This window comes from Ensifer sp. LBL, assembly GCF_050435225.1.
Classification (GTDB): domain Bacteria; phylum Pseudomonadota; class Alphaproteobacteria; order Rhizobiales; family Rhizobiaceae; genus Ensifer.
The window spans coordinates 583897-596960 of sequence record NZ_JBNDJY010000004.1 but is presented as its reverse complement, the minus strand read 5'-3'; the positions used below and the strand labels follow the sequence as shown (position 1 = coordinate 596960).

The 13064-nt window shown below is 65.3% G+C and carries 7 protein-coding genes; 2 read left to right on the top strand and 5 right to left on the bottom strand.

Annotation, left to right across the window (positions count from 1 at the left end):
• Positions 1-43: 43 nt before the first annotated feature.
• From OKW20_RS18685 to OKW20_RS18675, 3 genes are all read right to left on the bottom strand, one after another.
• Positions 44-1366 carry a TadE/TadG family type IV pilus assembly protein gene (locus tag OKW20_RS18685; protein WP_429174089.1) on the bottom strand — a complete coding sequence of 441 codons (1323 nt, stop codon included), beginning with the start codon at positions 1364-1366 and terminating at the stop codon, positions 44-46.
• A gap of 471 nt (positions 1367-1837) precedes the next feature.
• On the bottom strand, positions 1838-5584 hold the full coding sequence (locus tag OKW20_RS18680) for an AsmA-like C-terminal region-containing protein (RefSeq protein WP_429174087.1): 3747 nt from the start codon (positions 5582-5584) through the stop codon (positions 1838-1840).
• 231 nt (positions 5585-5815) lie between these two features.
• Complete coding sequence (locus OKW20_RS18675; RefSeq protein ID WP_429174084.1) at positions 5816-7222, bottom strand: FAD-binding oxidoreductase; 1407 nt, start codon at positions 7220-7222, stop codon at positions 5816-5818.
• 315 nt (positions 7223-7537) lie between these two features.
• Here OKW20_RS18675 and OKW20_RS18670 point away from each other — a divergent pair, with 315 nt between their 5' ends.
• Entirely contained in the window at positions 7538-7798 is a 261-nt protein-coding gene (locus OKW20_RS18670; protein ID WP_429113304.1) for a hypothetical protein, read from the top strand.
• A 191-nt stretch (positions 7799-7989) separates the two neighbouring features.
• Positions 7990-8424 carry a DUF1772 domain-containing protein gene (locus OKW20_RS18665; RefSeq protein WP_429174083.1) on the top strand — a complete coding sequence of 145 codons (435 nt, stop codon included), beginning with the start codon at positions 7990-7992 and terminating at the stop codon, positions 8422-8424.
• A 24-nt stretch (positions 8425-8448) separates the two neighbouring features.
• Here the strand turns inward: OKW20_RS18665 and OKW20_RS18660 are convergent, their stop codons facing one another.
• Both OKW20_RS18660 and OKW20_RS18655 read right to left on the bottom strand, forming a co-directional pair.
• A complete protein-coding gene (locus OKW20_RS18660) occupies positions 8449-11559 on the bottom strand; it encodes an efflux RND transporter permease subunit (RefSeq protein WP_429174548.1) in 3111 nt (1036 codons plus the stop codon).
• 59 nt (positions 11560-11618) lie between these two features.
• Positions 11619-12800: an efflux RND transporter periplasmic adaptor subunit gene (locus OKW20_RS18655; protein ID WP_402319030.1), complete on the bottom strand. Its 1182-nt coding sequence runs from the start codon at positions 12798-12800 to the stop codon at positions 11619-11621.
• Positions 12801-13064 lie beyond the last annotated feature (264 nt).

Genomic DNA, 13064 nt, shown 5'->3' with positions numbered 1-13064 from the left:
TCACGCCGCCGGCCCAACGGCCGGAGGCAAGACGCGTCCGTCGTTATCGCACCAGCCGGATCGCACCGGGATTGTTGATCGTGGTGTTGGCCAGCACCGCCTTGCAATCCAGCTTGAAGCTGCTGTTGCCGATCATGGTGATCTCCTGGGCGACGATGCGCACGCATTCACCGCCGGTCGATCCGTTGCCGGCATACTGGATCTCGCGCGATGCCGGCATGTAGATGATGCCGGCGAGCGACGAGGCGCTGTTGCCGTTGATGGTGGCGGTGGCCGTGTTGTTGCGCCCGGCGACGATCGAGAAGCCGGCCCAATCGCCGGTCGTCGGCGCGCTGACCTGGAAAGTCGCCCCGCCGTGAATGTCGAGTTGGGCGCCGTTCAGGAGGAAGAAGGTAACCCCTTCGGCGCTCAGCACCGACTGGCTGGTAAATTTCAGGCTGCCGCCGTCGATGATGTAGTTGCCGGGCCTCAGAAGAACCCTCCCCTTGATCTCGAGCGCGCCATAGGTGCCGGGATTCAACTCGACGCGGTAGGTGTCGGGCGCGTTGTTCGGTGTCTTGCCGGTACCGTTGCAGTCGCCGTTGCCGCCACCGCCGCCGACGAAATTCTGGCCGCAGCCGGCAAGGCTCACCCAGCCTCCCGTGGTCGGCATCTTCTTCGACCGGAAGGGGTCGGGAATCGGAGCCACCTCCTCGACCGCATTGCCGCAGGCAAGCTGGAGATTGGCGAGCGTCGCCGACACCTTGCCGGCGGCATAGAGACATTCGGCCTTGAGCGTGGCCGAGCCGCTGAGATAGATCGACTGCGCGTCGGTGGAGTTCGACGTGATCGTGCAGCCGGACGTGTCGACGCTTGCCCCGCCGCTGACCTCGAAGGCCCGGCTCGCCGTCGGGTGCAGCGCCAGGATGCAGGCCTCCCGCCCCGGCATGCGCGCGGCAACGCTTTCCCGGTCGATCGTATAGGGCTGCAGCCCGAAGAAGAGCGGATTGTATTTCAGCGCGTAGGCCGCCGTCGCCGTGGTCTCGACGCCGGCGGCGCCGAAGGCGATCTGCACCGGCGCGGCCGCCACCGACACGCCGCTCTCCGCGCCGATCTGGTCGACGGGCTCCGCCTGGCCGAAATTGGCGAAAAAGACGTTGTTGGCGAGATCCCTGGCACTGGCCTCGGTCTCCCCCTCGCCGTAGGATTTGACCGCCGAAAAGGCAGCGGCATCGAGCGCCGTCTGCATCTTGGCGGCCTCGAGGTTGATCCGCGCCAGGTTGATGGCGATCGACGCGGCGCTCAGCAGCGGCACCGCTATCAGCGCGGTCAGAACGGTAAAGTTGCCCTTCTCGTCCGCAAGGATGCGGGCGGCTCTCTTCCTCAAATTGTAGCGCATCTCTGATCGTAGCCCCTCAGCAGACGGCGACGCGCCGCTCAGGTCAATCCGGAGCGATCGACGTCATCCTTCCCATGCGCCGATTAACGACGCGGCCCGCAAGCCGCGCCCCCTGCCCCATCCAACGCAAATTGCTAATTTAGCGATCAATAGTGGAGGATGTGCTTCAGAATTCGTTAAAACTCTGCCGATCCCTTCGCGCGCCACGATGCGCCGGACGAACGCCGGTTCGATGAACCACCTTCGAAATCTGAAGCTGAAGCACGTCGCAAAGCTGCGCAGCCGTTTGCGATAGCGGCATGCGAAGCATCAAAGACCGAAAGCGCAGAGAGCGAGGCTAGGATCGCGACGGGCTTCAGGGGCCGCCAGCCAAGGATGGGATTACGGCCGCCTGCGCAAACGGCAACGCATCTCCGGCCCCGAAAGGCCGGGACCGTCGTGCTCCGGCGCAATCGCCTGCTACTGCACCGTGACGTCGGGCAGGACGTCGAAGTTGAGCTTCTGTCCGGGAGGGGTGCCGGTGGCTCCGTCCGGTTGGGTCTGGGGGTTCGGCCCCGTCTGCGGCTGGCCCTGGACGGCGCTGCGCGCTGCCTCTGCCGCCCGGCGTGCAGCTTCCGCCTGCCGCTCCGCTTCGGCCTTCCGTTCGGCCTCTGCGCGCGCATCTGCTTCCGCCTTGAGGCGGGCGGCCTCCGCAGCGCCGGCAGCCCGCCGGCGTTCCTCGGCAACGGCGCGTTTGCGCTCCAGTTCCCTTGCCTCCGCCCGCGCCTTGTAAAGCGCGAGTTCGCGGCGAAGGCGCTGTTTCTCCAGCACGTTTGCCTGCAGGATCTCGACCCGCCGGCGCTCGCGCTCGAAGGCGCGCAGCGACAGGAAGTTCGCAAGATCGGCAACGTTGAGATCGACGCCCGGATCTTCCATCAGGCCGGCATAGCCGATGCGCACGCGCGGCTCAGCACCCGCAAGCGCCTCGTCGCCGGGCCGGAAGGTCAGGTCGATACCGGCGTCGATACGGCCCGCCGCAAGGTCCAGCGAGGCCTCGCCGGTCATCGCCGCGTTGCCGTCGCCGGCCGTCACGTTCTGCGCCCGCAGCACCCCGCCGGCGATGCTGAAGGGCGCCTTGACGACGCCGACCAGCGACTGGCCAGAGAAGATGGTCGCCTCCGCGGCACCCTTGATTGCGTCCGCCGAGATCTGCGTCTTCAGCGCATCGGCGGCTGCGATCAGCTGCGGCAGCGCCCCGCTGTTGATGCCGGCAAGCGTCATGCCGTTGAAGGTTGCCGTACCCGAGCCGCTTGCCGAATGCGCCATTGCCTCGGGCGTCGCACCCGAAGCCTCAAGCGCTACGGAAAGATCGAAGGTCCCGGTCGCGACCGGCGTGCCCGCATGGGCCCAGCCCGCCTGCGCAAGGTCGCCGCCCTTGACGTCCAGGCGTGAGCGCAGGAAACCCGAGCCGTTGGCATTGCCGATCTGCACGCGTCCGGCGAGCTTGCCGCCCAGCCAGTCGCCGGCCGCATCGGTCAGCGCGACCTCGTCGCCCTTCCATGCCATCTTGCCGGCAAAGCTCGTGACCGCGCCATAGACGCCCGGCCAGAATTTCTGCGCCTGCACGTCCAGCGCCACGTTGAGCCCGGTCCAGGCAGGCTGCGCCAGAGCGCCCTTCGAAAAGGCCCCGTTCGTATCCTCGATCGGGCCGAGGACGCCCTCGCCGAGCCAGGCAAGATCGAGCGTGTCGAGCGTCAGCTGTCCGCTGGCCGCCCCGGGCGTCTTGCGGTCGATCGTCAGATTGCCGGTAAAGCCGTTATGGTCGGCCTTGCCCTCGACGGTGGTGAGCGCGATCGTTTCGGGCGTCGTCGCGATATCCGCGGAGACGGTGAGCGGCAGGCCGCTGCCCATCTGCGGCACGGCCACGCCCTGGAGCAGAAGATAGGGCTCCAGGTCCTGGGTCTGCAGCGTCACCTTCGCCTGACCCTCGAGGAAATGATCGCGGGAAAGATCGACGCTGCCCTTGGCGGCGAGCGAGGTCTTCTCGGTGGTAAAGGTCACCGTGCCGTTCGCCGTCGGTCCGTCGGTGCTTTGCAGTTTGACGGAGAGAATGCCGTTAGCATCCGCATCGAAGGGCAAGGGATCGAAACCCGTCTGGCCGAGCAGCAGCCGCGTCTCGGGATTTTCGAGCGTCGCTTCCAAAAGCATCGCCTTGCCGGTCAGCGCCTGCGCCATGTCGGGCGCCTGGTAGCTGGCGGCGATCTTCGTGCCGTTGGCGGTTCCGAAGATGCCGAAGGTCGCGGGCGCATTGCCTTCCTTGTTGCCGGCCGTCAGCGTCACGTCGAAGGCCGTGTCGCTGTAATAGGGGCCGGCCTTGATCAGCTGCCTCAGCGCCGGATGATTGACCGCGTGGCGGCCGATCATTTCCAGGAACGGCGTCAGGTTCTTGGCCGCAAGCTTCATCTTGGCCGAGACGACGGGCTTGTCGAGGTCGCCGCTGGCCCGCCCGGAAAAGGCGAGCTGCGCGCCGGCAAGCGAGCCGATCGCCACGCGCTCGGCCTGGAGCTGGCCGTTCTTCAGCGTCAGCACCGCCTGCACGTCCTGCGCCTCCTCTCCGAAGGCGGAAAACTCGTCGGCCGAAAGATCGGCGGCAATCGCGTGCTGCAGCAAGGTGTCGGTGGAAGCGTCGCCCGCCACCAGCCCGGTCAGCGCCTGCAGCGCTTCGAAGTCGATGCGGTTGCCCTTCAGCTGCAGCGAAAGGTTCGGTTGCTGGTCGGCGAAGGACTGCCGCTCGAGCCGACCCTTGAGGCTCGCCTCGTCGGCCGCCACTTCGAGGTTCTCGAACTGCTGCAAGGTATCGGTCAGGTTCACCTTGGCCGAAAAGCCGGCGGTCCTGAGCTTGCGGATCGCCGGGTCGACGGAACCCGCCAGCCAGTTGGCGAGGCCGGAAGGCTGGTTGGAGGCAAGCAAGAGGTCACCGCGGAAACTGCGCTGTCCCTTGAGGTTCAGCCGCCCCTTGGCTTCGAGTTGCGTGCGCCCCGGCAGCAGCGCCACGACATTGTCGATCACCCAGCCGGCGCCATCGGGCTGTACGTCGATGCGCACGTCGCGCACGGTCGTATCGCCAACGACGATCGCAGGCAGTTTCAGGCTGGCGCGGCCGGGCACCTGCGGGATGGGAATGTCGGCGGCGATCGCCAGCATGGCTTCGAGCCGCTGGCGCATCGAGATTGCCGGATCGCGGCCGGTCTTGTTGTTGCGGCTCGGGCCGATGCGGCTGACGTCGATCTGCTGGCCGTCGGCGATCAGCAGGAATTTCTGGTCCTTGCCGGTATCGAGCGTCGCCTCGCCGGTGACCACATAGGGATCGTCCGACGGGCCGATTTCGAAGCGGTATTCGGGGACGCGGATGCTCTCGTTGGTCAGCTGGAAGTTGCCGTTGATGCGCAGCGGCGCCCGCCCGTCCGCGTTCTTCGTCTCGCCCTGCGGCCGGTTCTCCGTCAGCGTGAAACGGCCGCTATAGACAGGCCTGAAATCGACGATGCGCAGCGAGCCGTCGGTCTCGACGCCGAAGGGGCGCTTGTCGGGTGTCACGCGCGCCTTCAGGCTGAGCGTACCCGCCTCGTCCACCTCGTTGCTGGTCAAGGAAAAACTGCCGGCTTCGCCATCGAGCGCGGCGCGCCCCTCGACCTTCCAGGGCCCGGCGAGCGTGCGGGCCGAAATGTCTGCGGCAAGTCCGCTCACGCGGCGGGTGCGGCCGGTCTGCTCGTCGACGAATTCGATCTGGCCGTTGGTGATCTCGACATTTTCAAGCACGACGGTCTTGGCCGGGATCGAGGCCCGCCGGCCCCTCGCCCAGTCGAGCGTGCCGTCGGGCAGCAGGCGCACCTTGGCTTTCGGGCGGTCAAGCTTCATGTCGAAGATCAGCGCTTCGCCGCTCAGGAACGGCGCAAGCTCGGCGCTCATCGAGAACTGCGCCACCTGGATCAGCGGGTCGCCATCCTCGGCGGCGCCGACGCGCACGTCGTTGAGCGTCACGGTCGGAAACGGGATCAGCCGCGCATCGACGCTTCCATGCACGACGACGGGCTTGCCCATGATGCGGCTTGCCTCGCGCTCGAACTCCTTGCGGAAATCCGTCCAGTCAATGAACCACGGAGCGATCAGCGCCGCAAAGAGCGCAACGACCACAAGTCCACCGACGGCAAGCAGAATTCGCGAAAGCACCGTGCGTATATTCCCATATCAGTTCAGCGGCGCATGGCGCGCCGCGCATCGATTGGAGCGCCAGGACCTGGCGCCCGCCGACAGCGCCGTGTCCAGCACTGTAGCATCTTGATTTGCCGCATAAATCGCCGGGCGTCCATGCCGACATCGGAACTATGCAGTATCACACTTTCGCCCCGGCGCATCGCCCCAAAAAAGCGCTACGCCCGACGGTCGCATTCCTTCTCCGCCTCAGGCGAAAATCTTGCCGGGATTGAAGATGTTGTCCGGATCGAGCGAGCGCTTGACCTGCCGCATGAGGTCGAGCGCATCGCCAAGTTCCGCCTCGAGGAACGGCATCTTGCCCTGGCCGATGCCATGCTCGCCGGTACAGGTCCCGTCCATCGCCAAGGCGCGAGCATTCAGGCGTTCGACGAAGGCCTCGGCCCGCGCCACATCGGCTGGGTCCTTGTCGTCGAACAGCAGGCCGACATGGAAGTTGCCGTCGCCGGCATGACCGACGATCGGCGCGGTCAGCCCGTGGGCGGCGCTGTCTTCCTGCGTTGCCGCCACGCATTCCGCCAGCCGCGAGATCGGCACGCAAACATCGGTCGACAGGATTGCAGCACCCGGGATCAGGCTCTTTTGCGCCCAGTAGGCATTGTGCCTGGCCTTCCAGAGCCGCGCCCGCTCCTCCGGATTGGTGGTCCAGAGGAAGTCGCTGGCGCCGAACTCCGAGGCGATCTCGCCAAACTGGCGCGCCTGCAGTTCGACACTCTCGGGGCTGCCGTGGAATTCGACGAACAGCGTCGGCGTCTCCTGGTAGGAAAGGCCGGAATAGCCGTTGCAGGCCTTCATCTGCAGCGCATCGAGCAGCTCGATGCGCGCCACCGGAATGCCCGACTGGATGGTCAGGATCACCGCATTGCAGGCGTCTTCGATCGTCGGAAACGGGCAGACGCCGCCGGAAATCACCTCCGGAATGCCCTGCAGCCGAAGCGTGATCGAGGTGATGATGCCGAGCGTGCCTTCGGCTCCGACGAAGAGCCGCGTCAGGTCGTAGCCGGCCGAGGACTTGCGCGCCCGGTGCGCCGTGCGGACTTCACGTCCGTCAGCGGTCACCACCGTCAGCGCCAGCACATTGTCCTTCATGGTGCCGTAGCGCACCGCATTGGTGCCGGACGCCCGCGTCGAGGCCATGCCGCCGATCGAGGCGTTGGCGCCGGGATCGATCGGGAAGAACAGGCCGGTGTCGCGCAGGTAGGTGTTGAGCTCCTCGCGGGTGATGCCCGGCTCGACGCAGCAGTCGAGATCCTCGGCATTGACCTCGAGCACCTTGTTCATGCGCGAGAGATCGACCGAGATGCCGCCATGGGGCGCGTTGATATGACCCTCGAGCGAGGAGCCGGTGCCGAACGGGATCAGCGGCACCTTGTGACGGGTGGCGATCTGGACGATCTCGCGCACGTCGCCGGCGCTTTCGGCAAACGCCACGCCATCGGGAAGCTGCGCCGGAATATAGGTGGTGGTGTGGGCGTGCTGGGCGCGGATCGCCTCGCCCGTCTGGAACCGGTCGCCGAAGCGGGCGGAAAGCTCCGCCTTTGCCGCCGCAATCCCCGCCCCGTTTCGCGCGCCAGCCCTGATCGCCTTCAATGCCACGGAAAACGCCCTTCCTTTTGCATTCGCCGCGCTGCCTTTTTGATGTTCGGGAAGCGCAGTCATTTCAAGGCGCTACTGTGCAAATCGGAATCACTTTGTCCAGACGCTCGCCCACTTCCCGCTCACAGTAGCGCAGGAAAACGCCTGACGTGAGACCGGAGTGTCACAAGACTGTATGACAGCGTGGAAAACACCAACGCTGAAAAGCCGACACGATGTGTCCCCGTTTGCCGAAATGTCATATCCACACCACGCCGCGCGGTGATCCGTTCGGGAAGTCCTTGCGTATAAAGGCCGAGCGGAAGGACGTGTGACGTGCTTGGAGAGATCGGCAGAAAGCGACTGATGATGCGGTTGCCGCACTTGAGGGGCAGCATCGCGTCGGCATCGTCAGATTGCATGATTGAGCTGTTCTGCAGTTACGAACTTGCGGTCAACATGCGGGACGCACTCGTGTTGGGCGGCGGCCGCCCGGATCTCGCTGACGAATACCGCCAAATCTGCCTCGAACTCGAAGAAGAGGTGGAGGTCGTGCTCTGCGCGACGGCGCTGATCGTGCGGCGTGACGGCACATAGGGCGGGCGAGCCGGTAGACAGAGGGCCTTGCAGGCGGGCAAGCCGCGTCGCACCAGATTTGCCACTGGCAAAAGGAACGCCTCAGACCGACCGAACTCTGGTACTGCTACGTATGAGAGCGAAACAGTGGAAAACACCTGCCGTTTGCCCGGCCTTGCGCTATGATATCGGCGTGAAGGAAGGAGAGGCAAATGTTGGGTCTCACCGCTTTGCTCACCGCGTCGGTTTTCTTTGGCGCCGCCATCTACATCACCTGGGCCGAACAGCCGGCACGGCTGCATCTCGACGATCGCGCCGCACTCGTGCAGTGGCTGCCGTCCTATCGCCGCGGCTTCGAGATGCAGGCGACGCTCGCGCTCATCTCGGGCCTGCTCGGCGCCGGCGCCTGGGGGCAGACCGGCCATGTTCTCTGGGGACTGGGCGCCGCGATCATCATCCTCAACTGGCCCTATACGCTGCTCTTCGTCCTGCCGGTCAACCGCCAGCTGGAGGCAGTCCGGCCCGAAGACGCCGGCAACGACAGTCGCGAGCTGCTCAAATATTGGGGCAGGCTCCACGCCGGGCGCAGCGCGCTTGGCGGCCTGGCGGCAGCGATCTTTCTCGTTGCCGCCTGGCTCGAATTGTAAGCCGCCCGCTGACGGCCGTTTCAGTTAGCGCACTTCCATGGCCGCCGCTGCGTCCATCTCCTCGTGCAGCTTGCGCTCCTCGTCCGCATGCGGCTTGGTAAAGCGGGCAATGACGAGATAGGCGACTGGCGTCAGGTAAAGCGTGACGATCACCGCCAGGCCAAGGCCGCCGACGAGCACCCAGCCAAGCGCGATACGCGCCTCGGCGCCCGCACCGCTTGCCAGCACCAGCGGGACGGCGCCGACGATGGTGGCGATCATCGTCATCATCACAGGCCGCAGACGGATATTGGCGGCATTCTCGATCGCCGAACGCACGTCCTCGCCGCGATCGCGCAGCTGGTTGGCGAACTCGACGATCAGGATGCCGTTCTTCGCCATGATGCCGACGAGCATCACGAGGCCGATCTGGCTGTAGATGTTCAGCGTGTTACCGGTCATGATCATCGCGAAGACCGCGCAGGCAAGCCCCAACGGCACCGTCGACATGATGATCAGGCCGCTGACGAAGCTTTCGAACTGGGCCGCCAGCACCAGGAAGATGATGACGAGCGCAAAGCCGAAGGTGACGAACAGGCCGTTGGCATTTTCGTTAAGCGTTGCGGCTTCGGCAAGCGGCATGATGCGCGAGCCCGGCGGCAGCAGCGGCTCGGCCATCTGCTCGACCATGGTCAGCGCTTCGCCGAGCGCCAGGTCAGACTTGAGGCCGGCCGAAAGCGACACGGCGCGAAGCTGCGATTCCCGTGAGAGCTGCGGCGCCACCGCCATCTCCTCCACACTGGCGATCGTCGACATCGGCACGATCTTTCCGTCGCCGGCCTTCAGGAAGATGTTCTGCAGGTCGGTCGGGTCGTTGACCGGGTTGGTCGAGGACAGAAGCTTCACCGGATAGGATTCGCCGTCGACATAGACATCGACGACGCTGTTGCCGTCGAGCATGGCCTGCAGCGCCCAGGCGAGGCCGCCGATATCGACGCCCATGTCGGACGCACGCTCGCGGTCGATGGTGATCGACAGCTGCGCCTGGTTGGCTTCATAGTTGAGGCGGACGTTTTCGAAGCGCCCGGTGTCTTCCATCTGGCGCACCAGCTTTGCCGCCGCATCGCCGAGCTTGTTGTAGTCGTTGCCGACCAGCGCCACCTGCAGGCCGCTGCCGGCGCCGCGAATGCCGAGACTGTTAGGCTGCATGGCAAAGACGCGAACCGAGGGGATCCGCCCGGTCACCTTGTTGATATCAGCGACAATATCCTGTTGCGTTCGGTCACGCTTGTCCCAGGGAGCGAGCGTCAGCACCATGAAGCCGCTGTTGACCGAACCGCCCTGCCCGGAGATCGAGAAGATATTGTCGATCTCGCCGGATTTGACCAGCGGCTGCAGGCCGTCCTCGATGCGGCGCATCTGGGCCTGGGCATATTCGAGCGAAACACCCTGCGGCGCGTTGATGCGCATCATGATCTGCGAGCGGTCTTCGGTCGGCGTCAGCTCCGATTTCAGAGTCAGGAAGCCGACAGCGCCCATCGCGGTGAAGAAGCCCGCGATGACGAAGACGATCAGCGGCGCGTTGAGGCAGGCGCGCAGCGTCACGCGATAAAAGCCGGCCGCCCGCGCCCCGAACCGCGCCATCGGCCCCGGCACCGTGTGGGTATCCTTCGTCAGCATGCGCGAGGCGAGCATCGGGCAGAGCGTCAGCGACACGAAGGAGGAGAGCAGGATCGCGAAGGCAAGCACGAAGCCGAACTCTCGGAAGAGACCGCCGGTCTGGCCCGGAAGGAACGAGAGCGGCACGAAGACGGCGGCAAGCGTCGCGGTCGTCGCCAGCACCGCGAAGAACACTTCGAGCGTGCCGTGCACGGCGGCGGCCCGTGGGCCCAAGCCCTCGGCGCGCCGTCGCACGATGTTCTCAAGCACCACGATCGCGTCGTCGACCACGAGACCCGTCGCCAGCACGATCGCCAGCAGCGTCAGGATATTGATCGAAAAGCCCGCCATGTAGATCGCCGCCACCGTGCCGATCAGCGCGATCGGCATCGAGATCGTCGGGATCAGCGTCGCCCGCCAGTCGAGCAGGAACATGTAGATGACCAAGGTCACGATGAAGACCGCGACGATCAGCGCGATCTCCACCTCATGGATGGCGCCGTTGATGAAGACGGCATCGTCGCTGGTGATCCTGAGCTGCGTGCCCTCGGGCAGGATTTGCGTCTGGATCGTGTCGACGACCTTGCGCACGCCCTCGGAAATATCGACCGTATTGGACTGCGCCTGGCGCACGATGCCAAGCCCGATGCCCTGACGGCCGTTGGAGCGCAGCGCCGTCGTGCCGGTGTCGGGACCGAGCGTGACGGTGGCGACGTCGCGCAGGCGCACATTGTTGACGAGGATCAGGTTTTCGAACTGCTCCGGCGTCTGCAGGTCGGCCGTGGCGCGCACGGAAATGTCCTGGCTGGCGCTGGTCAGCTTGCCGGCCGGAACGTCATAAGAGGCGTTGGCCAGCGCCGTCCTGAGGTTGGCGACCGTCACCCCGCGCCCGGCGAGCTTGGCCTGGTCGAGGTCGATGCGGAAGATCTTCTCCTGGTCGCCATAGACTGCGACGTCGGCCACACCCTCGACGGCAGCGAGCCGGTCGCTGATCTCGTTTTCGACGAGCAGCGTCATGTCTTCCATCGACATGGTGTCGGAGGTGAGAGCCAGGCGCATGATCGGCTGGCTGTCGGCGTCGGCCTTCACGATACTCGGCTCGTCGACATTGTCGGGCAACTGGTTGCGCACCCGGCCGAGCGCATCGCGAATGTCGTTGGAAGCCTGGCCGATATCGGTCGTGTCGGAAAACTGCAGCGTCACCCGGCTGCGACCGAAGGACGAGGTCGAGGAAATGTCGCGGATGCCCTGCACGCGCGACACGGCACCCTCGACCACCGAGGTGACCTCGCGGTCCATCGTCTCGGGTGCTGCACCATCGAGCGTCGTCGTTACCGAGATCACCGGCTGGTCGACCTGAGGCAGTTCGCGGATTTCGATGCCGTTCCAGGCCGCAAGCCCGGCAACGACGATCAGCGTGTTGACCACCAGCGCGAAGATCGGCCGGCGGATGAAGAGTGCGGTAAAGCCGGTCTTGCCACGCTCGCGGGCTGACATCTTGTCGCCACCGCCCCCGTGACCACCACCATGGCCGCTCGACTGACTGTCGCCGCCGCTCACTTGGTTTCCTCCGCAACCTTCTGCGGTTCCTGCTTATTCTCGCGGCCGGCAATGCGCACGGCGCCGCCGTCGCGCAGGCGCTGCACGCCTTCGGTGACGACCTCGTCGCCTTCCTTAAGCGCTGCGTCCACCAGCACCTTGTCCGGGTTGCGCTGAATGATCTTGACCGGCACCTTCTCGCTCTTGTCGCCCGAGACGCGCCAGATATAGGAGCCTTCCGAGCTCCACTGGATCGCCAGCGGATCGACCGTCGGATAGGTGTCGCCGTCGAAGGCGACGGTGACCGAGAAGGACATGCCTGCCCTCAGCTTGTCGTCGGGGTTTTCAAGCCGTGCGCGCACGCGCAGCGTCCGGCTCGCCTGGTCGAGGCGGTTGTCGATCGCATGGATCGCTCCGTCGAGCTGGTTGCCCGGCTGGGCGATGGCGAAGGCCGTGACCGGCTGGTCGACGCTGATCTTGTTGGCGAAGCGCTCCGGCACCCAGAAATCGACGAGGATTTCCGAGCGGTCGTCGACGACCGCAATCGGCGTCGTGGTCGTGACATAGTCGCCGACATTGACGGTGATGATGCCGACGACGCCCTTCGACGGCGCCACGATATCGCGGCGCTTGAGGTCGAGTTCGGCGGTCTTCAGCGCCAGTTCGGCGGTCTGCATGGCGATCTCGGCATCGCGCACATCCACCGCCGACACCGCCCGCGCCGTGCTGAGGTTGCGGTAGCGCTCGACCTTTTCGCGGGCGCTGTCGCGTGTCAGCCGCGCCTGATCGGCGGCGATCTTCTGGTCGTCGCTATCGAGCCTGGCAATCACCTGGCCTTGCGCCACCTTTTCACCGGAGCGCACGAGGATTTCGGTGAGGTTGCCGGTCGCCGTCGGCGTCACGGTGACGGAATGGATCGCCTCGCCGTTGCCGATCGCGTTCAGCCGGTCGTTGACAACAGACGTGCCCGAAGGCCGGACCATGACGAGGATGGCATTGTTGCCGCCCTGCCCGCGTCCATTGCCGCGTTCGCCGCCCGCGCCGCCTTCAGCACCTGGCTTGGACAAGGCATCGATCAGCGGGTGCGAAACACCGATCGCCGCCAGCGTTTCACCGGCGCCGGGCACAAACCGCACCCAGACGCCTGCGCCCACGAGAAGCACAGCGGCGCTCACCGCAAGCTGTTTCCAAACCCGCATTCAAGTCTCCGAATTAAGCAAAAAACACGCCCCAGCGCGGCGCGGCCGGCGGTTCGTTCCGATTGCCCGGAGTATCCCTGTTCGCACGTGTCGGGGCAATGACAGAATACCATCATTACGCAATTGTAATAAAAGCGAATTTGTTGGCGGGATGATGACGCACCGACGCTTCGTTCGACGCATCGCAGCTTTGTCCAGAAATTCACTAGACAATTACCATTTACAGCCGCCGACACTGCGCTATCCTGCAACCGCCGGCAGCGT

Excerpts from the sequence above, each read along its gene's own strand:
- OKW20_RS18665 (WP_429174083.1), top strand. The coding sequence starts at position 7,990 with ATGTTGGGTCTCACCGCTTTGCTCACCGCGTCGGTTTTCTTTGGCGCC.
- OKW20_RS18655 (WP_402319030.1), bottom strand. The coding sequence starts at position 12,800 with ATGCGGGTTTGGAAACAGCTTGCGGTGAGCGCCGCTGTGCTTCTCGTG.
- OKW20_RS18660 (WP_429174548.1), bottom strand. The coding sequence starts at position 11,559 with ATGTCAGCCCGCGAGCGTGGCAAGACCGGCTTTACCGCACTCTTCATC.